General features: G+C 67.3%; 10 protein-coding genes. 8 read left to right on the forward strand and 2 right to left on the reverse strand.

Going from position 1 to position 26,221, the window contains the following annotated elements:
- Window positions 1-50: 50 nt before the first annotated feature.
- Window positions 51-2,120 carry a tetratricopeptide repeat protein gene (locus tag SOM39_RS10690; protein ID WP_320458313.1) on the forward strand — a complete coding sequence of 690 codons (2,070 nt, stop codon included), beginning with the start codon at window positions 51-53 and terminating at the stop codon, window positions 2,118-2,120.
- Between the two features lie 13 nt (window positions 2,121-2,133).
- Window positions 2,134-2,745: a YbhB/YbcL family Raf kinase inhibitor-like protein gene (locus SOM39_RS10695; RefSeq protein WP_249833439.1), complete on the forward strand. Its 612-nt coding sequence runs from the start codon at window positions 2,134-2,136 to the stop codon at window positions 2,743-2,745.
- Window positions 2,746-2,822: 77 nt separating this feature from the next.
- Here the strand turns inward: SOM39_RS10695 and SOM39_RS10700 are convergent, their stop codons facing one another.
- Both SOM39_RS10700 and SOM39_RS10705 read right to left on the reverse strand, forming a co-directional pair.
- Window positions 2,823-3,659, reverse strand: coding sequence for an META and DUF4377 domain-containing protein (locus SOM39_RS10700; RefSeq protein WP_320458314.1), 837 nt, complete (start codon window positions 3,657-3,659; stop codon window positions 2,823-2,825).
- A gap of 71 nt (window positions 3,660-3,730) precedes the next feature.
- Window positions 3,731-4,525 (reverse strand): undecaprenyl-diphosphate phosphatase, encoded by a 795-nt coding sequence (locus SOM39_RS10705; protein ID WP_249833440.1) that lies wholly within the window; start codon window positions 4,523-4,525, stop codon window positions 3,731-3,733.
- Between the two features lie 246 nt (window positions 4,526-4,771).
- Here SOM39_RS10705 and glnA point away from each other — a divergent pair, with 246 nt between their 5' ends.
- The 6 genes from glnA (at window position 4,772) to SOM39_RS19280 (ending at window position 26,199) form a co-directional block, all read left to right on the forward strand.
- Window positions 4,772-6,181, forward strand: a complete 1,410-nt coding sequence (gene glnA / locus SOM39_RS10710; RefSeq protein WP_184126272.1) for a type I glutamate--ammonia ligase — start codon at window positions 4,772-4,774, stop codon at window positions 6,179-6,181.
- A gap of 362 nt (window positions 6,182-6,543) precedes the next feature.
- Window positions 6,544-6,882, forward strand: a complete 339-nt coding sequence (locus tag SOM39_RS10715; RefSeq protein ID WP_068854487.1) for a P-II family nitrogen regulator — start codon at window positions 6,544-6,546, stop codon at window positions 6,880-6,882.
- Between the two features lie 18 nt (window positions 6,883-6,900).
- The gene (locus tag SOM39_RS10720) at window positions 6,901-8,334 is read left to right on the forward strand and encodes an ammonium transporter (RefSeq protein WP_320458315.1); all 1,434 of its coding nucleotides are present in this window, start codon (window positions 6,901-6,903) and stop codon (window positions 8,332-8,334) included.
- Window positions 8,335-8,604: 270 nt separating this feature from the next.
- Complete coding sequence (locus SOM39_RS10725) at window positions 8,605-10,329, forward strand: ShlB/FhaC/HecB family hemolysin secretion/activation protein (protein ID WP_414715870.1); 1,725 nt, start codon at window positions 8,605-8,607, stop codon at window positions 10,327-10,329.
- 70 nt (window positions 10,330-10,399) lie between these two features.
- A complete protein-coding gene (locus SOM39_RS10730) occupies window positions 10,400-25,744 on the forward strand; it encodes a hemagglutinin repeat-containing protein (protein ID WP_320458317.1) in 15,345 nt (5,114 codons plus the stop codon).
- On the forward strand, window positions 25,741-26,199 hold the full coding sequence (locus SOM39_RS19280; protein ID WP_399638617.1) for a DUF6911 family protein: 459 nt from the start codon (window positions 25,741-25,743) through the stop codon (window positions 26,197-26,199). Before SOM39_RS10730 ends, SOM39_RS19280 begins: the two co-directional genes overlap by 4 nt.
- Window positions 26,200-26,221 lie beyond the last annotated feature (22 nt).

Here is a 26,221-nt window from a genome sequence, read left to right on the forward strand (position 1 = left end):
CGCCGGCGCCGGTGTTCTACAATCGGGGTTTGACCCCAAGCCGGACCGTCATGCAAGACACTATTCTCCAAGCCCTGCGCCGCAACGCAGTGGAAGAAGCCGCGCAGCTGGCGCGCGAATGGATCCAGGCCGAGCCGGAGCAGCCGCAGGCGCACCGCTGGCTGGCCCTGGCGCTGCAGCAGCAGGGCCAGCACGACGCAGCACTGGCCAGCCTGCAGCGCGGGCTGGAGCTGGCCCCGGACAATGCCGAACTGCATCTGCAGCACGCCGGCCTGCTGCTGGCGCTGCGCCAGTTCGACGCCGCCAACAGCGCGCTGGACCGCACCGCAGAACTCAATCCCAACGAACTGTCGGCCTACCTGATGCAGGCCCACCTGGCGTTGTCGCGCAACGATGTGGACGAGGCCGAGCGGATCACCCGCACCGCCGCGCGCGTCGAGGAAGACAACGCCGAAGTGGTGGCGCTGCAGGGCATGATCGCGCTGCGCCGCAATGATGCCGACCGTGCGCTGGCGCTGCTCTCGGCCGCCAGCCAGGCGCTGCCCAACGATGCACGCATCCTCTATGCGCTGGGCTTTGCCTATCTGGGCAAGGACCTGCTGGCGTTTGCCGAACAGGCCTTCCGCCGCGTGCTGGAGATCAACCCGGCCATCACTTCGCTGCAGGGCCTGCTGGTGCAGCTGGCCCTGCGCCAGGGCAATACCGAAAACGCCGCCGCCATCGTGGGCCAGGTGCTGGCCCAGCCCGAGACCGACACCCCGGCGATGCACCGCCTGGCCGGCGAGCTGGCGCTGCAGTCGGGCCAGCCGCTGCAGGCGCTGGAACACCTGCTGCCGGTGCTGGAACAGTGGCCGGCCGACCGCCAGACCCTGCAGCTGCTGCTGATGGCCTGGCAGCGCCTGGGCCGCGAGCAGCAGGCCCGCGACACCCTGGATGCCACGCTGGAAACGCACCCGCAGGAACACAACCTGTGGATGGCCCGCCTGGCCATCGAAGTGGTTGGCAGTGCCGAGGCCGCCGCCGTGGCCGATCGCTGGATCGCGGCCGTGCCGGATCACCTGCCGGCGCTGGAAGCGCGCCTGCGCCTGCACGACATGGCCGGCGATGCCGCCGCTGCCGAAGCGGTGGCACGGCAGATCATCGCCATTGAACCCGGCCGTGCCAGCGGCGAAACCCGCCTGGTGGATGCCCTGCTGGCGCGCGATCCGGCCGCCGCGGTCGCCCACGTACAGGCACTGGTCGACGCCCAGCCCGAAGCCGACCGCGGTGCGCTGCGTGCGTGGCTGGGCAGCGTGCAGGACCGCGCCGGCCAGTTTGATGCGGCCCTGTCGACCTGGGCCGCCCTGCATGCCTCCGAATCCTCGCAGCGTCTGCCGTTGCCGCCGCAGGCCAAGGCACCGCTGACCTGGCCGGACTCCGGCAGCATTCCCGAGACGATCAGCGCGCGCCCGATGTTCGTCTGGGGCGCGCCGGGCTCGGGCGTGGAGCGGGTCATCGCGGCCATCGCCGCCGGCAGCAAGGTGCTGCGCGGCGACCGTTTCGGTCCCAACCCGCCCAACGATGCCTTCCAGAGCTACCACACGCTGCAGGACCTCTCCACCGGCAAGCTGGCGCCGGAACAGCTGGTCGAACAGTGGCGCGCGCAGCTGCCCGAGCGCGGCCTGGCCGACGCCAACGTCATCGACTGGCTGCTGTGGTGGGACAACGCGCTGCTGTGGTCGCTGCGTCCGCAGCTGCCGGAAGGCCGCCTGCTGCTGGTGCTGCGCGATCCGCGCGACATGCTGCTGCAGTGGCTGGCGCATGGCGCGCCGACGCCGTTCGCGGTGAACTCGGTGAACGAAGCGGCCGAATGGCTGACCCGTTCGCTGACCCAGATCGCCACGCTGCACGAGCAGGACCTGTACCCGCACGCCCTCGTGCGCGTCGATGACATCGGCAACGACCCCGAGGCCATGGCCGCGCAGCTGGGCAGCCTGTTCGGCGTGCAGCTGCCGCCGGCGCGGACGCTGGGCCCGGCACGCCTGCCTGCCGGTCACTGGCGCCACTACCGCGAGGTGCTGGGGTCCGCGTTCGCCCAGCTCACCCCGGTCGCGGTGCGGCTTGGCTACCCGGAAGCGTAAGGAGGACCTTGCAATGAAACTGACCAGTTCCGCCCTGCGCAACGGCGCACCGATCCCCGCCACGTTCGCCGCGGGCGATGCCAACGGCTTCGCCGCCAACCGCAACCCGCCGCTGGCCTGGAGCGAGGTGCCCGAGGGCACCCGTTCGTTCGCCCTGCTGTGCATCGACCCGGACGTGCCCACCGTGCCGGAAACGGTGGGCCGCAGCGACTGCAGCGTGCCCGTCGACCAGCCACGTGCCGACTTCACCCACTGGGCGATGGCCGACATTCCGGCCGACCTGCGCGAGATCGCCGAAGGCAGCTGCAGCGATGGCTTCACCGCCAAGGGCAAGCCGCAGCCTGCCGGCCCGGCCGGTGCGCGCCAGGGCCTGAACGATTTCACCGGCTGGTTCGCCGGCAACCCGGACATGGCCGGCCAGTACCTGGGCTACGACGGCCCGTACCCGCCGTTCAACGACGCGCGCGTGCACCGTTACTTCTTCCGCCTGTTCGCGCTGGACGTGGCCACGCTCGAGCTGCCCACCCCGTTCACCGCCGCCGACGTGCACAAGGCCATGCACGGCCACGTGCTGGCCGAAGCCGCATTGCACGGCACCTACACGCTCAACCCGGCGTTGGCGTAAAAAAAGCCGCCCGATCGATCATCGGGCGGCACAGTGCATCGGTAGCGCCGGCCGTTGGCCGGCCCACGCAATGCTGGTCACTTCTCGGTCGCAGACTCCACGACCATATCCAGCACATACGCCTTAGACGACGCATCGGCCGGCGGGTTGGCCACGTTGAAGCGCTTCACCCGCAGCACGTTGCGCGTGCCGGCTTCGTGGGTATAGCCCTCGATCACGTCGTAGAAGTTCTCGAACGCGCCCGGCGTGCCCTGCTTGATCCCCTTGTCGTCGAAGTGGATCTCACGGGTCTGCAGACACTGCTTGTCGCGGATCATCGGGTGCGGGCACGGCTTGGTCTGCGCGGCCACCTCGATGAAGATCGTCTCGCCCGGGCCGCCGAAGCGGGTTTCGGCGGTGGGCTGCGGGCTGAACACCAGCACGTCACCGCTGGCGGTGCGCAGGGTGAGCTGGCCTTCGCCGCCCAGCTCGGTCTTCAGCGCGCCTTCCAGCCGCGAACCCACCGCCTGGTCCAGCGCCATCAGCGCCTTGTCGGTGCAGGCCATCATGGTCGAGGCCATCGGCGAGACGGTCAGCGTGCCGTCGGCCAGGGTGTAGCCGCCACCCATGCGGTTGCAGGTATTGCTCACGGCCAGGCGGCCATCGATGAAGTCCAGCGTGACCGGCTTGTCGGCGCGCGCGAACAGCGCATCGATGCGCTTGCCGGCGCTGTCGGTGGCGCTGTCGAGCACCCAGTGGTTGCCCTGCAGGCGCTGCACGTCCAGCTGCACGGCGGCCTTCTGGTCGGCGGCGGCGGTCGGGGCCGGGGCGAGGTCGTCGCGGCCGGGGTCGGCGGGGGCCTGGCTGGAGGGGTTGCTGCACGCAGCCAGCAGGGCCAGCGGCAGGATCAGCATCAGGTTGCGGGTGGTTTTCATGGACATCTCCTTGGGAACCCGGGGAATAACGCTGGAGCACCCCGGGTGGGGTTGCGGCGGCGCGGCGCTGTTCAGTTCCCGGCAGGCAGGAACAGCAGCAGGCCCGCGCCGAGTGCGATCCGGTAGAACGCAAACGCCGTGAAGCGGTGGGCCTTGATGTAGCCCAGCAGCCACTTCACTACGACGAAGCCGGTGATGACGGCGGCAACGAAGGCTACGGCCACGTCGGCCCAGTTCTCGCTGGCCAGCTTGCCGTCCTTGGCCAGCTCCAGGAATGCGTAGCCACTGGCGGCGAACATGGTGGGAATACCCACCAGGAACACGAATTCAGTGGCGGCCGCGCGCCTGCTCAGGCCGAACAGCATGGCGATGAAGATTGCCGCCGCCGACCGCGAGGTGCCCGGGAACACGCCGGCCACCACCTGCGCCAGGCCAACCAGCACCGCCACCTTCCAGGTCACCTCGTCGCGGTCGGGCAGGCGCGCGGTGCGCGCTTCCACCAGGATCATCCAGATACCGCCGATGATCAGCGCCCACGCCACCGGGGTCACCGTTTCGGGCAGCTCCCAGCCGGCCAGCCGGACCGGCAGGCCTACGATCGCGGTCACCAGGAACGCGGTGCCCAGCTTGAGCACGTAATCGCGGTTGGCGCGGTCGTGCAGGCCCGTGGCCAGCGTCCACAACCGCTGGCGGAACACCAGGGTGATCGCCAGGATCGCACCGGCCTGGATCACGATGTTGAAGAAGTCCGAGCGTGCGCCCAGCCAGTGCTGGGCGATCAGCAGGTGGCCGGTGCTGGAAATCGGCAGGAATTCGGTGAGGCCTTCAAGGATGCCCAACAGCAGGGCGGAGAACAGATCGGACATCGGCGGGCAATTGCTCGAAAAATGAAGGGGTAGAGCCGGGCCGTGCCCGGCTGGTGCGGTGAAATCATAAAACATCACAACCCGCACCAAATGTGTGCATGGTGCGGCCATTGCACCGCAATGGTGCGCCGCGTTCAGCGTCCATCCGGGTGCACGCCGTGTGAAATCAACCACTTGTGCGCCACGAAAAGTTGGCACGGGGATTGCTCTATCCACACAGGCAATCACCCATCTGAGGTTTCACCGATGTCCGTGGAAAATGTTGAGAAGCTGATCAAGGACAACCAGATCGAGTTCATCGACCTGCGTTTTGTCGACATGCGCGGTGTGGAACAGCACGTCACCTTCCCGGTCAGCATCGTGGAACCGTCGCTGTTCGAAGAAGGCAAGATGTTCGACGGCAGCTCCATCGCCGGCTGGAAGGGCATCAACGAGTCCGACATGGTCCTGCTGCCGGACCCAGCCAGCGCCTACGTCGACCCGTTCTACCAGCACCCGACCCTGGTGATCAGCTGCGACATCCTCGACCCGGCCACCATGCAGCCGTACGGCCGCTGCCCGCGCGGCATCGCCAAGCGCGCCGAGGCCTACCTGAAGTCCTCCGGCATCGCCGAACAGGCCTTCTTCGGCCCGGAGCCGGAGTTCTTCATCTTCGACTCCGTCCAGTTCGCCAACGACATGGGCAACACCTTCTTCAAGATCTCCTCCGAAGAAGCCGCGTGGAGCACCGGCGACAAGTTCGACGGCGCCAACAGCGGCTACCGTCCGGCGGTCAAGGGCGGCTACTTCCCGGTCCCGCCGACCGATTCGCTGCACGACCTGCGCGCTGAAATGTGCAAGACGCTGGAACAGGTCGGCATTGAAGTCGAAGTGCAGCACCATGAAGTGGCCACCGCCGGCCAGTGCGAAATCGGCACCAAGTTCAGCACCCTGGTGCAGAAGGCCGACGAACTGCTGCGCATGAAGCACGTCATCAAGAACGTCGCCCACCGCAATGGCAAGACCGCCACCTTCATGCCCAAGCCGATCGTCGGCGACAACGGCAGCGGCATGCACGTGCACCAGTCGCTGTCCAAGGGCGGCACCAACCTGTTCTCCGGCGACGGCTACGGCGGCCTGAGCCAGCTGGCGCTGTGGTACATCGGCGGCATCTTCAAGCACGCCAAGGCCATCAACGCCTTCGCCAACTCCGGCACCAACAGCTACAAGCGCCTGGTGCCGGGCTTCGAAGCCCCGGTCATGCTGGCCTACTCGGCCCGCAACCGCTCGGCCTCGTGTCGCATTCCGTGGGTGTCCAACCCGAAGGCGCGCCGCATTGAAATGCGCTTCCCCGATCCGATCCAGTCCGGCTACCTGACCTTCACCGTGCTGATGATGGCCGGCCTGGACGGCATCAAGAACCAGATCGACCCGGGCGCACCGAGCGACAAGGACCTGTACGACCTGCCGCCGGAAGAAGAGAAGCTGATTCCGCAGGTGTGCTCCAGCCTGGACCAGGCCCTGGAAGCGCTGGACAAGGACCGCGAGTTCCTCAAGGCCGGCGGCGTGATGACCGACGACTTCATCGATGGCTACATCGCGCTGAAGATGCAGGAAGTGACCCGCTTCCGCGCCGCCACGCATCCGCTCGAATACCAGATGTACTACGCCAACTGAGCAACAGGTGGCGATGCCGAAGGACTTCCCTCCCACCTTCGTCATCGCCACCGCTTCTGCACCAACGCGCCATGGCTGGGGAGCCAAAACGCGGCAACACGCACTACGCGGCATTCCGCACGCACCACGCGGCAATCCGCACGCACCACCCGGTAGAGCCGACTGTTAGTCGGCTGCTTCTGCCGCACCACCAGGGGAAAAGAGAGACCGGACGCGCAGCATGGGCCACACCTCCCTCCCGCGTCATCGCGGTCCATGCAACGTTCGGCGCAACGACCGGCGGCCATGTGCAAGTGGTCGCCGGTTGACCTGACATCGGCCTGCGTCTTCGGGCCGGTTCCATCCACCATCGGGACATGCGCATGAAACTGATCTCCGCCATCATCCGGCCGTTCAAGCTCGACGAGGTCCGCGAGGCCCTCTCCGATGCGGGCGTATCGGGCATTACCGTGACTGAAGTAAAAGGCTTCGGTCGCCAGAAGGGACACACCGAGTTGTATCGCGGCGCCGAATACGTCGTGGATTTCCTGCCCAAGATCAAGATCGAAACCGTGGTCACCGACGAACGCCTGGACGCGGTGGTTGAAGCGATCCAGAACGCGGCCGGCACCGGCAAGATCGGCGACGGCAAGATCTTCGTCACCGCGGTTGAACAGGTCATCCGCATCCGCACCGGCGAAATCGGCGCGGACGCGCTCTAACCCCACTCGGAGCCCACAATGAAGACTTCCTTGTTCACCGGGTGGCAAGCCCGGTTCCACGCGGTGTGCCTGTTGATGCTGTTCAGCGCGCTGGCGGTGGGTGCTTTCTCCGGCACCGCGCATGCCCAGGCCCAGGTCAGCCCCGCACCATCGGAAGCTGTTGCCGTCGAACCGCTGCCCGGCCCGGAAGCCGCGGCACCGGCCGCCGCCGCGGAAGCTGCCGCAGCGCCCACCTTCGACCATGGCGACGTCGCCTGGATGCTCACCTCCACCCTGCTGGTGCTGCTGATGGGGGTGCCTGGCCTGGCCCTGTTCTACGGCGGCCTGGTCCGCTCCAAGAACGTACTGTCCGTCCTCAGCCAGATCCTGGTGGTGTTCTCGCTGGTGCTGATCCTGTGGGTGGCCTATGGCTACAGCGCGGTGTTCAGCGAAGGCAACGCCTTCTTCGGCTCGTTCACCCAGTTCGCCTTCCTCAAGGGCTTTGCGCCCGATTCGGTGGGTAACACCCCGATCAAGGGCCTGCCGGATTACCTGTTCGTTGCCTTCCAGTCCACCTTCGCCGGCATCACCACCGCGCTGATCGTCGGTGCGTTCGCCGAGCGCATCAAGTTCAAGGCGGTGCTGCTGTTCTCGGCACTGTGGTTCACCCTGAGCTACATCCCGATGGCCCACATCGTGTGGGGTGGCGGTTACCTCGGCGCAATGGGCGCGATCGACTTCGCCGGCGGCACCGTGGTGCACATCAACGCGGGCGTGGCCGGCCTGGTCGCCGCGTACTTCGTCGGCAAGCGCATCGGCTACGGCCAGACCGCCCTGAAGCCGCACAACGTGCCGTTCACCTACATCGGCGCGATGCTGCTGTGGGTGGGCTGGTTCGGCTTCAACGCCGGCTCGGCTGCTGCTGCCGACACCGTGGCATCGCTGGCGTTCATCAACACCATCCTCGCCACCGCCGCTGCGGTGCTGGGCTGGACCCTGGTCGAAGCGGTCAGCAAGGGCAAGCCGTCCGCGCTGGGCGCGGCGTCCGGCGCGGTCGCCGGCCTGGTCGGCATCACCCCGGCCTGCGGCACCGTGGGTCCGCTGGGTGCGATCGTGATCGGCCTGGTCACCGGCGTGGTCTGCGTGTGGGGCGTCACCGGCCTCAAGCGCCTGCTCAAGGTTGATGACACCGCCGACGTGTTCGGCGTGCACGGCGTCGGCGGCATCGTCGGCGCGCTGCTCACCGGTGTGTTCAGCGCGCAGTCGCTGGGCGGCACCAAGGCCGACCTCGACATCGGCCACCAGGTCTGGGTGCAGCTGGTCAGCGTGGGCTTCACCATCGCCTGGTGCGCGGTCGTCACCGTCGCCATCCTGCTGGTAGTGCGCCTGGTCTTCGGCCTGCGCGTCACCGAGGAAGCCGAGCGCACCGGTCTGGACGTCACCTCGCACGGTGAATCCGCTTACGAGGTCTGATAGAGGTCACAGTTTCTTCGGGGTTACACCATTGCGGTAATGCACGTTGACCATTGACGTTGCTACCGGCGGTCTTCGGGCCGCCGGTTTTTTTATGCCCGCGCACGCCCCGGGCGATGTCTCACTTTCACGCGCGATGCGTAGTTTTCCTACAAACGAAAGGGAGGATCCAGAGCTGTTTCGGATCGCAGGATTGCTTTAAAGTTCGCCGCCCGCCGGCCGTTTCAGGATCGGAGGCTTCAGAATTTTCTGCCAGGGAAGCGCGTGAACGTGGATCAGGGACGTATCGAACGCAGCCGTGCGCTGCGCTGGCCGTTGGCCGTGGCCGTGGCAATCGCCTGCCTGCCGGCTGCCGCCGTTGCACAGGTGGCCGGGCCGTCAGACCAGGAACTGCTGCGCCAGCAGGAGCGTGAGCGGGTGCTGCGCGAGCAGCAGGAAACCACGCCTGACGTGCGCCTGCAGGCAGCCCCGGAAGAAGCCGTCGGTCGCCTGCCGGTCGACGAATCGCCCTGTTTCACCATCAACCACATCGTGCTCGACGGTGAACTGGCTGATCGCTTCGGCTGGGCGCTCAAGGCCGCCGATCCGCGCAACGATCGCGCCACCGGGCGCTGCCTCGGCACCGGTGGCGTGGACATCGTGATGAAGCGGGTACAGAACGCGATCATCGCCCGCGGCTTCGTCACCACCCGCATCCTTGCCGCACCGCAGGACCTGAAGACCGGCACGCTCACGCTCACGGTGGTGCCCGGCCGCATCCACGCGGTCCGTTTCGCCAGCGGTGAAGGACGCACCCCGGCGCTGTGGAACGCACTGGCGGTCGGCCCCGGTGACCTGCTCAACCTGCGCGACATCGAACAGGCGCTGGAAAACCTGCAGCGCGTGCCGACCGCCACCGTGGACATCCAGATCGCACCGCCGCAGGAAGGCGAGCAGGCCCGGCCCGGTGAGAGCGACCTGGTCATCAGCTGGAGCCAGCGCGCGCCCGTGCGCCTCAACCTGACCCTGGACGACGCCGGCAGCACCTCCACCGGCAAGCTGCAGGCCGGTGCCACGGTATCGCTGGACAACCTGGCCGGGATCAGCGACCTGTTCTATTTCAACGCAGGCAAGTCCGTGTTCAACGGCAGCGCACGCGGCACCGACAGCTGGGCCGCGCACTACAGCGTGCCCATGGGGTGGTGGCTGCTGGGTGCCAACGCCAGCGAGTACGACTACCAGCAGACCGTGGCCGGCGCGTTCGAGACCTACGAATACAGCGGCTCCAGCCGCAACGCCGAACTGCGCCTTACCCGCATGCTGTTCCGCAACGCGCGCGCAAAGACCAGCATGCACGCGCGCGGCTGGTACCGCGAATCGGACAACTTCATCGACGACACCGAAATCCTGGTGCAGCGCCGGCGCATGGCCGGCTGGGAACTCGGGCTCGCCCACCGCCAGTTCATCGGCAAGGCCACCCTGGACGGCAACCTGGCATACCGACGTGGTACCGGCGCGTTCGATGCGCTGCACGCACCGGAGGAGGGGTTCGGCGAGGGCACCGCGCGCGGCAAGGTGGTCACCGCCGATGCGCAGCTCACCGTGCCGATGCAGTGGGGCAGCCAGGCCGTGCGCTACACCGGCAGCTGGCGCGCGCAGTGGAACCGCTCGCGGCTGGTCCCGCAGGACCGCTTCTCCATCGGCGGCCGCTACACCGTGCGTGGCTTCGACGGTGAAGTCTCGCTCACCGGCGAGCGCGGCTGGCTGCTGCGCAATGAGCTGGCGTTCGCGCTCGGCGGCGCAGTGGAGAGCTACGTGGCGATCGACCACGGCCAGGTCAGCGGCCCGTCCACCGAATGGCTGCTCGGCGACCGCCTCACCGGCTTGGCGCTGGGCCTGCGCGGTGGCACCCGCCACGTGCAATGGGAAGGCTTCGTGGGCAGCCCGCTGGACAAGCCCGCCGGTTTCCAGACCGCCTACACCACCTTTGGCATGAATCTCGGCGTCTCGTTCTGACGTCCGTCGTACGGTACTGCGCACCGTGCCGGTGCGCGCCCCTACCACCGCATTGAAAGGAAGCAACGCCGTGAATCGAGTCTACCGTCTGGTCTTCAACCGCACGCTGGGTGTCATGCAGGTCGCCTCCGAGCTGGTCACCGCACCGCGCGGTGGCTGCGACGCGCGCGGTGGCAACACGGTGGCCACGCTGCGCCCGGTGAGCTTCGCCCTTTGGCTGGCGCTGGGCTGGGTGGGCGTGGTGCAGCCGCTCTCGGCGCAGCAGTCACCCAGCGCCGGCCGCATCATCGCCGACCCCAACGCGCCGGCCGACCAGCGCCCCACCGTGGTCAGCTCGGCCAACGGCACCCCGCAGGTCAACATCACCACGCCCAGTGCGGCGGGTGTCTCGCGCAACCAGTACCAGCAGTTCGACGTTGGCGCGCAGGGCGTGATCCTCAACAACTCGCGTGGCGATACCCAGACCCAGATCGGCGGTTGGGTGCAGGGCAACCCGTGGCTGGCCACCGGCACCGCGCGCGTCATCCTCAATGAAATCAACAGCAGCAGTCCCAGTCAGCTCAACGGCTACATCGAGGTGGCCGGCGCCCGCGCGCAGGTGATCATCGCCAATCCGGCCGGCATCCAGATCGACGGCGCCGGCTTCCTCAACGCCAGCCGCGTCACCCTGACCACCGGCACGCCCATCGTCAGCAACGGTGCGCTGGAAGGCTACCGGGTTGCCGGGGGCGCCATCCGCATTGCCGGTGCCGGCCTGGATGCCAGCCGCACCGATTACACCGACATCATCACCCGCTCGCTGCAGGTCAACGCCGGCATCTGGGCCAACCAGCTGCAGGCCAGCCTGGGCAACAACGTGGTCAGCGCGGACAACACCGCCGTGACCCCGCAGGCCGTCGACAGCGGCGCCCCGGCGTTCGCCCTGGACGTGGGCGCGCTGGGCGGCATGTATGCCAACCGCATCTGGCTGGTCGGCAACGAGCAGGGCGTGGGCATGCGCAACGCCGGCAAGATCGGTGCGCAGGCCGGCGAACTGGTGGTCACCGCCGAAGGACGGCTGGAAAACACCGGCGCGCTGCACGCCCAGCAGGACACCCGCATCAAAGCCGCAGACGGCGTGGCCAACGCCGGCACGCTCAGCGCCGAGCGCGAGCTGCGCGTGGACACCCCCGCCGACATCGACAACAGCGGCGGCACGCTCAACGCACGCCGGCTCGAACTCAACGCCGACGCGCTGCGCAACCGCGCCGGCAGCATCGAACAGGTGGGCGCGCAGGCGCTGCAGTTGAAGGGGGCCGACGTCCGCAACCTGCAGGGGCAGATCGGCACCGTTGCCACCACCACGCCAGGCGACGGCACCGGCAACACCGGCGGTACCGCACCTGGCAGCGGCAGCACACCCGGCACCGGCACGGGCATCCCGACGCCCGGCACAGGCACCGGCACAGGCACCACCCCGCCGCCCGCCACGACGGTTCCCCTGGCGGCCGGCATGCTCAACATCGCGCGCACGCTGGACAACGACGGCGGCGCCATCGACGCCACCGGCGTGCTGCAGCTGGACGCGCGCAGCAGCCTGGACAACAGCGGCGGCACGCTCGGTGTAGACACCCTGAAGGTGCAGGGCCAGGGCCTGCGCAACGTCGGCGGCACCCTGGAAGTGCAGGGCGCCACCACCGCCCGGGTAGCCACGCTGGACAACAGCGACGGGCACATGACCCTGGCCCAGGGCGCGGAGCTGCACACGCAGACACTGCTCAACCGGGGCGGCACCTTGGCGCACGGCGGCAGCGCCGCCAGCGCCTGGACGATCGGCACGCTCGACAACCGCGATGGCAGCATCGCCAGCAACGCGGCCAGCTTCGGCCTGGGCATCGGCACCCTGGTCAACACGCGGGGCAGCATCAGCCACGCCGGCAGCGACGGCCTGCGCCTGCGCGCCGATCGCCTGGATGGCGTGGGCGGTACCCTCGCCACCGCAGGCGACCTGCTCCTGCAGCTGGGCACTGCCGACCACCGCAATGCGCAGCTGATCGCCAACCAGGTCAGCCTGACCGCCGCGTCCTTCGACAACCGCGGCGGCCGCGTGCTCGCCACCGGGCAGCAGGCCAGCAGCCTGGACGTACAGGGCACCCTGGACAACGGCGACGGCGGCACCGTGGCCAGCAACGGCGACCTGCAGATCAGCGCAGCGCAACTGGGCAACGCCGGCGGCACCGTGCAGCAGGCCGGCAGCGGCAGCCTGCGCATCGATGCGGCTACCCTCCAGGGCCAGGGCGGCAGCGTGCTCAGCAACGGCAGCCTGCTGCTGCAGGGCGGCACCACCAACCTGCGCGACGGCACCACCGCTGCCCAGCGCATCGACATCCATACCAACGATCTGGTCACCGCCGGCGGCTCGCTCACCTCGGCTGGCCCCGATGCGCTGAACCTGCAGGTAAGCCGCACCCTGGACAACACCGGTGGCCTGCTCGGCAGCAACGGTGCGCTGGCCATCGAGGCCACCACGCTCATCAACAACGGCGGCAAGATGGTCGCCGCCGGCACCGGGGCAAGCACGCTGCGCGCCGGCGGCCTGCTGCAGAACCAGGGTGGCACGCTGTCCAGCAATGGCGACCTGCGCATCGACGCCGACGGCCTGCTCAACGCCGGCGGCAGCATCGATCACGCCGGCGACGGCACCCTGCAGATCACCGCCAATACCGTGCAGGGCAGCGCGGGCAGCATCGCCAGCAACGGCCTGCTGCAGCTGCAGGCGCAGGCGCTGGATGTCCGCAAGGGCAGCACCCGCGCACGCCAGGTTGACATCCGCGCCGGGTCGCTGGACAACAGCAACGGCACGCTGCTGTCGCTGGGCGAGCAGGCCCTGCAGCTGAGCGTCAGCGGCGCCCTGCTCAACGATGGTGGCACCCTCAGTGCCAACGGTGCACAGCAGATCGAGGCAGGCTCGCTGAGCAACCGCAGCGGCGAGCTCACCTCGGCCGGCACCGCCGACACCCGCATCGTGGTGGCGGGCACCCTGGACAACCACGCCGGCAGCGTGGCCAGCAATGCCACAGCGCTGCAGCTGCAGACCGGCACGCTGGTCAACGCCGACGGCGCCATCAGCCACGCTGGCAGCGGCGGGCTGTCGATCACCACCGGCCGCCTGGACGGACAGGACGGCCGCATCGGCACCGCCGGCGCGGTAACCCTCAGCGCCGGTGCGGTGGACCATCGCGGCGCCTCGCTGGCCGCCGCGCAGCTCGACCTCACCGCGCAGTCGCTGGACAACCGGGGCGGCAGCATCGTCGCCACCGGCACCGCCGCCAACACGTTGCAGGTGGCCGACACGCTGGACAACGGTGACGGCGGCAGCCTGGCCAGCAACGGCGACCTGTCGATCACCGCCCAGACCCTGGGCAACGCGGGCGGTTCCATCCAGCAGGCCGGCAACGGCACACTCGCCATTGAGGTGGCGCGCCTGGACGGTACGGCCGGCAGCCTGCTCAGCAACGGCGCCCTGCAGCTTCGCGGCGACAGCCTGGACCTGAGCCGGGGTACCACCTCGGCGCAGCAGATCCAGATCGACAGCGAGCGCCTGGTCACCGCCGGTGGCCAGCTCAGCGCGATCGGCACCGGCGTGCTGCAGGTGCAGGCCCGCACCCTGCTGGACAACAGCGGCGGCACCTTCGGCAGCAACGGCGCGGTCAACATCGCGGCCGGCACCTTCACCAACGACCACGGCAGGTTGATCGCGGCCGGTGAAGCGGCCTCACAGATCCGCGTGGCCAACCTGCTCGACAACAGCGGCGGCGCCATCTCCGGCAACGGCAGTCTCCACATCGACACCGCCACCCTGCGTAACGCGGGCGGAAGCGTGGTCGCCAGCGACGCGCTGCAGCTGCAGGGCGAGGAACTGGACCTGCGCGATGGCGCGGTCGGCGCCACCCAGGTCACGGTGCAGGCCGGCAGCCTGGACAACAGCGGTGGCTCGCTCAATGCCGCCGGCACGGCCGACATGCTGCTGCAGGTACGCGACCGCCTCGGCAACGACGATGGCACCATTGCGTCCAACGGTGCCCAGCGCATCGAGGCCGGCACGCTGTCCAACCGCGACGGCACGTTGAGCTCGGCCGGTACGGCCAACAGCCAGATCACCGTCAGCGGCGAACTGGACAACAGCCAGGGCCTGATCGCCAGCAATGCTGGCGCGCTGGCAGTAAGCGCCGGCAGCCTGCGCAATGAGAAAGGCACGCTCAACCACGCCGGCACCGCGGGTCTCACGGTGGACACGCGCACGCTGGACGGCCGCGACGGCGCCATCGTCACCGCAGGCGACCTGGCCCTGTCGGCCACCACCGTGGATCATCGCGGTGCCACGCTGCAGGCGGCGCAGATCGCACTGGACGCGCGCTCCTTCGACAATCGCGGCGGCAAGCTGGTGGCCACCGGCACCGGGGCCAACCGCCTCACCGTGCAGGACACGCTGGACAATGGCGGGCAGGGCCTGATCGCCAGCAACGGCGACCTGGCCATCAACGCGGCCACCTTCGGCAATGCCGGCGGCACCGTGCAGCAGGCCGGCAGCGGCCTGCTCGACATCACGGCGGTCCGCGTCCTCGGTGCCGATGGCTCGCTGGTGAGCAATGGCAGCCTGACCGTGCAGGCCGACGACATCGACCTGCGTGACGGCACCACCTCCGCGCAGCGCATCCGCATCGACGGCGGCACCGTGACCACCGCCGGTGGCACGCTCACCGCCACAAGCACCGATGCCCTTGTGCTGCACGCGCGCGGCCAGCTCGACAACAGCGGCGGCACCGTTGCCGGCAACGGCACGCTGGACCTTCGCGCCGGTGCGCTGCTCAACAACGCCGGTACGGTGCAGGCCGCCGGTACCGGTGCCAGCCAGCTGCAGATCGACCAGGCGCTGCACAACCGCAGCGGCAAGATCTTCACCAGTGGCGATCTCGCCATTACCGCGTCCAGCCTCGACAACCAAGGCGGCACCCTGCACAGCGCAGCCGACCTTCGCGTGGGCGTGGACGGGCTGCTGGACAACAGCAACGCCGGCCTGGTCGCCAGTGCGGGCGACGCCGACATCAGCGCCGGAACCCTGGACAACCGCAGCGGCGCCATCGAGCAGGCAGGCGACGGCCAGCTGCAGATCAACGTGCAGACCCTGCAGGGCGCGGCTGGCCGCATCGTCAGCAATGGCGCGCTGAACCTTGAAGGCGAGACCCTGGACATCAGCGGCGGTACCACCGCCGCGCGCGACATCAAGGTCATTGCCGGCAGCCTGCAGAATGCAGGCGGTACCCTCAGCGCCACCGGCGAACAGGCCATGGTCCTGCAGGTACGCGATGCGCTCGGCAACAATGGCGGCACCATCGCCGCCAATGGCGCGCAGCAGATCAGCGCCGGCGCGCTCTCAAACGTTGGCGGCACGCTCAGCTCGGCCGGCAGCGCCGACACCCGCATCGACGTCACCGGTCAGTTCGACAACAGCCGCGGCACCGTGGCCAGCAATGCCAACGCCCTGCAGGTAAACGCAGGCAGCCTGATCAATGAGGCAGGCCGCATCGCCCACGCAGGCGACGGTGGCCTCACCCTGCACACCGGCAGCCTGCTCGGCCAGCAGGGCAGCATCGCCACCACCGGGGCACTGACCCTGCGTGCGGGGGAAGTCGATCATCGCAACGCTACCCTCAGCGCCAACCAGCTGGACATCGTGGCCACCGGCTTCGACAACCGCGGCGGCACCGTGGTGTCCGGTGGCACGGGCCCCAGCACCGTGTCGGTGCAGGGCAGCCTGGACAACGGCAACAACGGCACCCTGGCCAGCAATGGCGACCTGCAGATCACCGCAGCGACCTTTGGCAATGCCGGCGGTACCGTGCAGCACGCCGGCAGCGGCACGCTTGCGATCAACGCGCACACGCTCAATGGCCAGGGCGGCAAGCTGCTCAGCAATGGCACCCTGCAGTTGCTGGGCGAAAGCACCGACCTGCGCAACGGCACCACCGCCGCGCAGCGCATCCGCATCCAGACCGGTGACCTGATCACGGCGGGCGGCACGCTCACCGCCGCCGGTACCGAGGCCCTGGCGCTGGACGTGCGCGGCCGCCTCGACAACACTGCCGGTACGCTGGCCACCAATGGCACCCTGGACCTGCGCGCCGCGCACCTGTTCAACAACCAGGGCACCGTGCAGGCGGCCGGCACCGGCGGCCACCAGCTCACCCTCGGCGGGGCGCTCGAAAACCGGGGTGGCCGCATCCTCACCGGCGGTGCCACCACGGTCACCGCTGGCAGCGTCGACAACCGCGCCGGCATCCTGCACACCGACGGCAGTGCACCGCTCACCCTCACCGTGGACGGCCTGCTCGACAACAGCGCGCAGGGCACGATCAATGCCGGCGGCAGCGCCGACATCCGCGCACAGTCGCTCAACAACACCGCCGGCATCCTCGCCGCCGGCGCGGTGCTGCAGCTTGATACGGCTACCCGGCTGGCCAACGCCGGCGGGCTGATCCAGGCCGGTACCGACCTGCACCTGGGCGCGGCCGGCATCGACAACCAAGCCGGCCGGATCATTGCCGGTACGCTGGAGCTGGACACCCGCGGGCAGGCGCTGGACAACCGGGGCGGCACCATCGCCAGCCTCACCGGTGGCGGCGTGCTGCGCACCGGCCTGCTCGACAACACGGGCGGCCTGCTGCAGACCGCCGGCAACCTGCGCATCGACACCGCCGGGCAGGCACTGATCAACGCCAACGCAAACGGCAATGGCATCAACAGCAGCGGCACGCTGGACATCACCAGCGGTGCGTTCGACAACCGCGCCGGTGCGGTGTTCGGCCAGGGCGCCATCACGCTCAACGCCAGCAGCGTGGATAATGCCGGTGGCTCGCTCCAGGGGGCGGGTGACCTCACCCTCCGCGTGCAGGCGCTGAACAATGCCGGCGGCGCCATCAGCGTCGGCGGCAACGCCGATATCGCGTTGCCAGGCGCGCTCGACAACCGCAGCGGGCTGGTCGCCGCCGCCGGCACCTTGACCGTGCAGGCCGCCAGCGTCGACAACCGCAACACGCTCAGCGCGCCCAATGGCCCGGCGCTGGGATTGCAGGGCAAGCAGCTGCAGCTGACCAGCGGCAGCCTGGTCAACCAGCAGGGCCAGGTCCTGGCCGACAAGCTGACGCTGCAGCTCGGCGGCCTGTTGGACAACACCGGCGGGCAGGTGTCCGCGTCGGAGACCTCCGACATCAGTGCAGACAGCATCGCCAACGGGGGTGGCACCCTGGTGGCCGGTACCCACCAGATCATCCGCACCCGCGAGATCACCGGCGACGGCAGGGTGCTCTCGCAGGGCGACATGACCCTGGAGCTGCGCCAGAGCTACACCAACACCAGCGAGCTGGCCGCCAACGGCACGCTCACCCTGGCCATCCAGGGCAACCTGGACAACCTGGGCAAGCTGCAGGGTGCCAACGTCAACATCAGCGCCGGCAACGTCTACAACGCAGCTACCGGTGAGATCAGTTCTGTCGGCCTCACCCGGCTGGTCGCCGCCGGCGAACTGGTCAACCGCGGCCTGCTGGATGGGCGTACCACCCATGTCGACGCCGGGACGCTGGTCAACATCGGCACCGGCCGCATCTATGGCGATCACATCGCCATCAACGCCGGAACGCTCAACAACCAGGCGGAAAACGTGGGCGGCGTGCAGCGATCGGCGACCATTGCCGCACGCCAGCGCCTGGACCTGGGCGTGGGCGTGCTGAGCAACACCGGCCAGAGCCTGGTCTTCAGCGATGGCGACGCCGCCATCGGCGGTGGCCTGAACGGACTGAACGCGGTGGGCACTGCCCAGCGCATCGACAACCTCAGCTCCACCATCGAAATCGCCGGCAACCTGGACATCAACGCGCTAGCGGTGAACAACATCCGCGAGAACGTGGTGGTGCAGCAGCAGACCACCCGGCATGCCCCCGTTACCCTGAACCAGCCGGGGTGGTTCAAGAACGGCAACAACACCGGCAGCCTGCGCAACACCTCCAACTTCCAGCCCTACGAGGTGTATTACCTAAACCCGGCTGACATCCTGGAGGACTCGGCCTACATCACGCCGGACGGTCAGCAGATCCGCAGGGCGGTGGTCAAGATGACCCCCAATACCAGTGCGTACTACTTCGCGCGCGGCGGGCTGTACGGCGCGCGCGGCGAACGCGCGCGTCTGGACGTGCAGGGCGGCACGATGGTGATCTACTACGTGCTCCGCGCGGACAACCGCAATAATCCCGACCAGCTCGGGGCCGGCGCTGAAGACCCCTTCCGCGACCTGTCGACGTCGCAGCCGGGCAGCCCAGCGTTCCATTATGAATCGGACAACCTGACCTACAGCAACGCCTACGGTACCTGCACCACCACGTGCGTGCAGCTGATCACTTATCCGGACTACGACAATCCGGACGCGATGCTGATCAACATGCAGCGCCATCCGGAAAACACCAGCGGCAATGAAGAGCGCCGCGTGGCCACGCGCACCACGGTGGAAGACGTGGTGGTGTCGGCCGGTTCTGATGCGGTGATCAATGCGGGCGGCAACATGCGCATCACCACCGATGCACTACGCAACGAGTACGCCAGCATTGCCGCCGGTGGCGACTTCGCCACCTTCGGCATTACCCAGGACGCGTCGGTCACCAACATTGCCAAGACGCTGTACCGGACCCATTCCTTCTTCAATGAGTCCTATACGTACAACAAGTCGAAGACCACATGGAGCGCCGCACCGATCTCCGAACAGACCGGTGTCTTGGGCTCGGGCATCGTCGCCGGTGGCAAGCTCACCATCGACGTAGGCAACCTGCGCAATGAAAACACCGGCCGCGACGCACCCAACGTGCGCGACGGTGACAGCATGGCCAATCTCAATACCGGCGGGCCCGGTGCGGGTTCGGTAGGCCCCGGTGCCGGCGCGGTACAGGGACCGGGACAGAGTGCCGGGCAGGGCGCGGGACCGGTCTCCGCGCAGGGCCCGAATGCCGCCGCCGCAGCGCAGGGCCAGAACGGCACCGCCGTGCAGGGCCCGGGCAATGCCCACGCGCAGTTGGCCGACACCGCCACCGCGCAGGGACCAGGCCAGGTCGGCTCGGCAGGGCCGGGCGGCAGCGGCGTGCAGGACATCAGTGCCGTCCAGGCCGCACAGGCCACCGCCACCGGCCCGACGGCCGCGCAGGGCGGCAACCATGCCGGCAGTGGCGCCAACGCTGCACTCGACCGCAAGCAGGCCGTGGCCGCCGCCGGCAACGATCCGCACCTGGTGGTGACCACCGCACCGAACGCCAGCGCCCCCAGCGCCAGCCTGTTCAACGTGGATGCCAACCGCGGCAGCTACCTGGTCGAAACCGATCCGAAATTCGCCAACTACCGCAGCTGGCTCAGTTCCGATTACCTGCTGCAGCGCGCCGGCTACGAGCCCTCCCAGACCCAGAAGCGCCTGGGCGACGGTTTCTACGAGCAGAAGCTGGTGCGCGAACAGATCGGTGAACTCACCGGCCGCCGCTTCCTCGATGGCTACGCCAGCGATGAAGACCAGTACCGCGCGCTGCTGGAAGCCGGCGCCACCGTGGCCGGCGAATGGGGCCTGCGTCCGGGCGTGGCCCTGACCGCCGAGCAGATGGCACGGCTCACCAGCGACATCGTGTGGCTGGTGGAGGAGGACGTGACCCTGGCCGATGGCTCGGTCGCCCGCGCGCTGGTGCCGCAGGTCTACCTGCGCGTGATGCCGGGTGACCTCGACCACAACGGGGCACTGCTGGCCGGTGCCGGCGTGGACATCAAGCTGCGTGGCGACCTGGTCAGCAACGGCTCCATCGCCGGGCGCCAGCTGGTCAGCATCGACGCCGGCAACATCCGCAACATCGGCGGCGGGCAGATCAGTGGCCAGCAGGTGGGCCTGAAGGCCAGCGGCAACATCGACATCATCGGCAGCACCGTCACCGCCACCGACGTGCTGGCGCTCAAGGCTGGCGGTGACATCACCGTGGCCTCCACCACCCGCGACTGGCAGGACAACGGCGACCTGCTGACCCAGCGCACCACCACCCTGGACCGCGTGGCTGGCCTTTACGTGACCAACACCGACGGTGCCGGCGTGCTGAGCGTCAACGCCGGTGGCAACGTGGAACTGCGTGCCGCCCGGCTGGCCAACGCCGGTGCCGACGGCCTCACCGCCATCGTGGCCGGGGGTGACCTCAACCTGACCTCGGTCGTCGAGCAACGGAGCGTGTCGCTTACCCACGACGCCCGCAACTTCAGCAACCAGAGCCAGCTCACCCACACCGGCACCACCATCACCGGCGCCGGCGACGTGGTGTTGAACGCGGGCCGTGACCTGAACCTGGCGGCCGCCAATGTCTCGGCGGCCAACGCCCTGGTCGCCCAGGCCGGCCGTGACATCAACAGCGTCGCCGTGGTCGACACCCAGACCTTCGAGAGCGGCGCAAAGAGCCGGAACCACTCGCGCGAGGTGACCGCCGCCAGCGGTTGGGTGCTGGGCAACCAGCTCAGCGGCGGCGAAGGCGTCGCCCTGCAGGCCGGGCGCGACCTCACGCTGCAGTCCACCACCGTGGACAGCAGCGACGGTGGCGTGGTGCTTTCGGCCGGCCGCAACGTCGCCCTGACCACCGCCCAGGAAACCCACGACCTGGTGGTGGATGAAACCACCCGCAAGAAGAAGACGCTTTCCAGCACCACCACCACCACCCACGAGCAGAGCGCGGCCAGCTACGCGGTCGGCTCCAGCGTCGGCGGCAAGTCGGTGGACATCATCGCGGGCAACGACGTCTCCATCACCGGCTCCACCGTGCTGGCCGACAACGACCTGCGCATTGCGGCGGTGAACAACATCACCATCGAATCCGCGCAGGACACCCTGAGCGAAGCCAGCAGCTTCAGCCAGAAGAAGTCGGGCATTACCGGTGGCTTCGCCAATGGCGTGGCCTCGGTGGGGTACAGCAGCGCCAGGTCCAACAACGAGAGTGCCAGCCAGTCCACCACCCAGGTGGGATCGGCAGTGGGCTCGATGGACGGCAACGTGCAGCTCAACGCAGGCAACCAGCTCACCATCGCCGCCTCCGACGTGGCCGCCGGGCAGGACCTGACCCTGATCGGCAAGGACATCAACCTGGTGGCACGCCAGGACACGCTGGACACCCAGAACAGCCAGTCCAGCAAGTCCAGCGGCCTCTCGATGGGCGTCACCTACGACCCCACCAAGGCCTACCGCAGTGCCCGCGATTCCACCACCGACGGCATGGCCGACAGTGGTTCGATCATGGGCGACATCACCCGCAATGCCGAAGGCACCGCCTCCGGCGTGCGTGCGGCCACCACCTCGGTGGTGGTCACCGGCGGCAGCCAGCGCTCCAGCGGCAACCAGACCCACTCCACCAGCGACGCCCGCGTGGCCCAGCTGAGTGCGGGCGGCGACATGACCCTGATCGCCAATGGCGGCTCGATCACCAGCCAGGGCGCGCAGCTCTCGGCAGAAGGCGACGCGCTGCTGCTGGCCACCAAGGACATCGTCTTCGACGTGGCCCACAACACCGAATCCAGCACCAGCCAGAGCGCCGGCAAGGGCTGGGGCTTCGCCAACAACACCAGCGGCCTGCCGTTCGGCACCAACAACTCGCGCAGCGACGGCACCGGCCAGAGCGACACCATCACTGGCACCCAGCTGTCGGTGGGCGGCGGCGTGCGCATGGCCACCACCGAAGGCGACATCAGCCTCACCGCGGCGAACATCGCCGCCGAGAAGGACGTCACCATCCGCGCCGCGGGCAACCTCACCGTGCAGAGCGGCCAGGACACGGTGAGCAACGCCAACACCGCCGACAGCAAGGCCATCGGCACGGTGCAGATCTCCGACACCGAGAAGTTCGCCGGCTGGCACCGCCAGCAGCACGAGGACGACAGCGGCATGGTCTCCCAGGTCGCCAGCACCATCGGCAGCCTGGGCGGCAACGTCAACCTGGGTGCAGGCGGCAAGTACACCCAGATCGCCAGCAACGTGGTGGCCGCTCAGGATGTGAACATTACTGCCGCCGAGATCGAGCTGCTCACCGCAGATGAGAGCGGCCATAACTCGCAGAGCGACAAGGACCTGAAGATTGGCGTGTTCGCGCGGATCAAGTCGCCCTTCATCGACCTGATCAACAACGTGGATTCGGCACGCCAGTCGGACGGTCGCCTGCAGGCCATGCAAGGCATGGCGGCCGGTGCCAATGCCTACCAGGCGGCCAGCGCAATCTCGGCGGCCGCCGGCGGCGCTGGCAGCGGCTCGCTGTTCAGTGCCGAAGCGGGCATCGGCTTCAAGTCCTCCAGCAGCAGTGCCGAGGGCAGCAGCACCGTTTCGCGTGGCTCCACCATCCAGGGCGGCGGCAACGTCAACCTGACCAGCACCAGCGGCGACATCCACGTGGTGCAGGGCAACCTCAGCGCCGGCAACACGCTGGCGCTGGATTCGGCCGGCGATATCCTGCTCGAAGCAGGCAAGGCGCACCTGCAGGACAAGAGCAGGAGCAACAACGCAGGCGCCGAAGTGGGCGTGGGCGTATCGGTTGGCGCGCAGACCGGCGTGTACGTGTACGCCGAAGCCAGCGTGGGCAGCAGCAAGTCCAACGCCGACAGCAGCACCTGGCAGAACACCACCCTGACCGGCCAGAACATCTCGCTCAAGGCCGAGGGTGACACCACCCTGCGCGGCGCCACCGCAACCGCGGACCGCATCGACGTCAAGACTGGCGGCACGCTGACCATTGAATCGCTGCAGGACGTTGCCGAAAGCATGTCCAAGGACAGCCAGGTGGGCGGCCGCGTGCAGGTGTCGGTCGGCACCGCGTGGGACGCCAGCGGCTATGCCAGCGCGGGAAAAGCCAACGGCAGCTACAAGGGAGTCGGCCAGCAGTCCGGGTTGTTCGCGGGCGATGGCGGCTACCACGTCGACGCCGGACACGTGAACCTGGTGGGCGGCGCCATTGCCAGCACCAATGCCGCCAACAGCGAGCTGACCGCGCAGAGCTTGACCTTTACCGACCTCAAGAACGAGATGGACTACCGGGCGAGCTCGGCAAGCATCAGCGGTGGGTTTGGGAACAAGGGCACCGGTGAAGGCGCAGACAAGAATGCCGCCGGTCAGTTGAAGGACATCGGCACCAACGTGGCCGGCGGCAAGTTTGGCAGCGCGGACGGCACCAACTTCAGTGGTGGCGTGCCGATGACCAGCAGCGGCAGCGACAGCTCCACGACCTACGCAACCCTGACCGAAGGCAACATCACCATCGGGGGCAAGAAGGTCACGGCCGCCGAGCTGGGCGTCAATACGGATGCCAGCAAGGCGCATGAGGCGATCAGCACCCTGCCCGACCTGCAAAAGTTGATGCAGGAGCAGCAGGCGATGTCGTTGGCTGCGGGTACGGTGGTGGCTACCAGCAAGCAGGTGGCGGGGGACGTCTTCGCCTATAAGAGCGAGCAGGCAAAGCAGGCTTTTGAAGAAAACCTTAAAAATAACAATGCCGAAGAGTGGGCCAACTACTCAAAGCTGGACAGTAATGGCAAAGCGGGCTACCTGCAGAATGCCAGTCAAGAGTATCGCGAAGCTCTCAAGTGGGGCACGGGCGGAGAATACAGCCGCGCCTTGGATGCGGTCACGACGGCGATTGTGGGGAACGTTGCGGGCCAAGGTGGTGGACAGGTGGTATCGAACGCGTTGGCTCCGTATGCCGCCGCGCTGATCGGAGACCGATTCGACACCAACCACGGCAAGGATCCAGATGCCGTGCTGCAGCTCCTCTCCCATGCCGTGCTGGGTGCACTCCTGGCAGAGGCAAATGGCGGAAGCCCTGGCAATGGAGCACTTGCTGCTGGTGCTGGTGAAATCGCGGCACAGTACATCGCCGACTATCTTTACCCGGCGGGTCTCTCGAATCTCACCGAGCAACAAAAGCAGACCGTTCTCGCACTGTCACAGGCTGTAGGCGCGATTGCTGGCGGGGCCGGCGGCAACGGGCTTGCTGGCGCAGCGCTGGGATCAAACATTGCCCAGAACTCGGTGGAGAACAACCGGCTTCTGCACCCGTCCGAGGTCAAATTCCTGGCCAAGAAAGAGACGGTTGATAGCTACATTGCCTTCATGGCAAGTCACGGCGTCGTATTGACCGCGGAGGAGGCGCGTTCCAGCCTTAACCGGTTTGCCAGCTCAAAGGAAGACAATAGCTGGTCGGCGATACTTGGCCAAGATCCGCTCACCAGTGAGTTCCTTTCCAGCATGTCGAAAGGCCTCACGTACCAAGATTCCACCGGGAAAAGTCACGCGTTTTTTGTCAGCTCTGCCACTGAGCTGAAAGATCCAACGATCAACCTGAATGCGCTGTACGACGCAAGGTTTGACCCTGTCGTAGCCCAGTACCTTGACAGCATTGGGGCCAACAACCGCCAGCCCACTGACCTGAATCGCGAGTTGTTTGGGTATGGGCAGTTGGCCGGCTACTCCTACGCAGATGGGCAGGCATCTGCTTGGGGCGACATCAAGTTGATCGCAAACTCCATGGTGAGCTTCGGTCAGTCTGTGCTCTACAGCGGCACGAGCGACCAAGTCGGCCCGTACGACGAGCTCAAATTGAAAGCAAACCTCCAACTGCTTCTGAAAGATCAAGGGCGATGGGCGGAGGCGGGCTTTGTAGAAGGTGCAGAGTGGGCAACAACTCAAAGACTCATGTGGTCTGGGATGGCACTCGGCGAGGCGGGAGGCTTCCTCGGCGGTAATCTCATCAAGCTAGTGAAGCTGCCGGCGAAGGCAGCCACCGACCTTGCAAAGAACAAAAACACCCCTCCGATTGCTAGTTGGGTTGCCGACAGTGAAGCAGGCACGAGCATCCCTGTTTCAAAGGATCATCCAGCTACATCGACGGTAGCGAAGGATGGGCTGTTGAACGAGCTACTGGCTGCTCAGAGGTCAGATCCAAGAATTGGCACAACACTGCCGGGCGCAAACGCTTCGGTGGTAGTTACGGCGGAGAGCACGATAGGAGGGCGAACGCTATTTGACACAAATCAGACAGCCAGGCCGTCAGAGCTGGCCGACGGAAGTAAGCGAACCCTAATTTCAGATACTGTTCCGCCCGGTGATCCAAATTCCACGATGGCAAATGCACATGCGGAGATCGGGCTGATCCAGCAGGCTTTCGATGCAGGGCTGACGCGGGGGCAGAACATGAGCATAGTCGTTCGAGGCGAGGCAGTCTGTTCCTATTGCCAAAGCAACCTGTCGACGGCGGCAGAACGCTCTGGATTGAATAGCCTCCAGGTTGTTGATACGGTGCGCGGTCGGGTATTCCTGTGGATTCGAGGAAGGGGTTGGGTCGAATGACAACTAACGTGGTTGATTCTGGGTTTGTCGTACAGCTGTGCGCTTACGACAGATCTGCGGGTAACGGTGCTACGGTGACCGAGAGGCCAGTGTGGAGTCGCATCGAATCGGCATTGCACCTGACATTCGAAAAGGGCGGATTCGTAGACCTGCGTGTCCTCACACCAGGCGCCGGATTGGTAAAGCAACTTACGATGAACTCGATTGGTGGGAAGTACAGACTTGTCGCATTGACACGATCAGCCGATCCTAAGCTGGACTTGCTCGAATGGTGGGAGCCGGAAGACCGGCCGTTCAGCGGCACAGAAAGGTTCGGCGATGATGAGTGGGACGCGAGGACCGTTAGCTCAAACATCTCTCACGCGTTGAGCTTGTTCCAGGAATTGTTTCAGAGTGGTGATTTGTCCGTAGAACTGAACGGGTTGCGATCACGGTGGAACAGAAAGCCTCGGTAGTGCCGACGTCCCCCCGACTTCA

The sequence above is a fragment of the Stenotrophomonas sp. CFBP8994 genome (genome assembly GCF_034044835.1).
GTDB lineage: Bacteria > Pseudomonadota > Gammaproteobacteria > Xanthomonadales > Xanthomonadaceae > Stenotrophomonas > Stenotrophomonas rhizophila_A.

What these genes read in the sequence shown, in the direction of transcription:
- SOM39_RS10690 (WP_320458313.1), top strand. Translation starts at nt 51, where the DNA reads ATGCAAGACACTATTCTCCAAGCCCTGCGCCGCAACGCAGTGGAAGAA.
- SOM39_RS10695 (WP_249833439.1), top strand. Translation starts at nt 2,134, where the DNA reads ATGAAACTGACCAGTTCCGCCCTGCGCAACGGCGCACCGATCCCCGCC.
- SOM39_RS10700 (WP_320458314.1), bottom strand. Translation starts at nt 3,659, where the DNA reads ATGAAAACCACCCGCAACCTGATGCTGATCCTGCCGCTGGCCCTGCTG.
- SOM39_RS10705 (WP_249833440.1), bottom strand. Translation starts at nt 4,525, where the DNA reads ATGTCCGATCTGTTCTCCGCCCTGCTGTTGGGCATCCTTGAAGGCCTC.
- glnA (WP_184126272.1), top strand. Translation starts at nt 4,772, where the DNA reads ATGTCCGTGGAAAATGTTGAGAAGCTGATCAAGGACAACCAGATCGAG.
- SOM39_RS10715 (WP_068854487.1), top strand. Translation starts at nt 6,544, where the DNA reads ATGAAACTGATCTCCGCCATCATCCGGCCGTTCAAGCTCGACGAGGTC.
- SOM39_RS10720 (WP_320458315.1), top strand. Translation starts at nt 6,901, where the DNA reads ATGAAGACTTCCTTGTTCACCGGGTGGCAAGCCCGGTTCCACGCGGTG.
- SOM39_RS19280 (WP_399638617.1), top strand. Translation starts at nt 25,741, where the DNA reads ATGACAACTAACGTGGTTGATTCTGGGTTTGTCGTACAGCTGTGCGCT.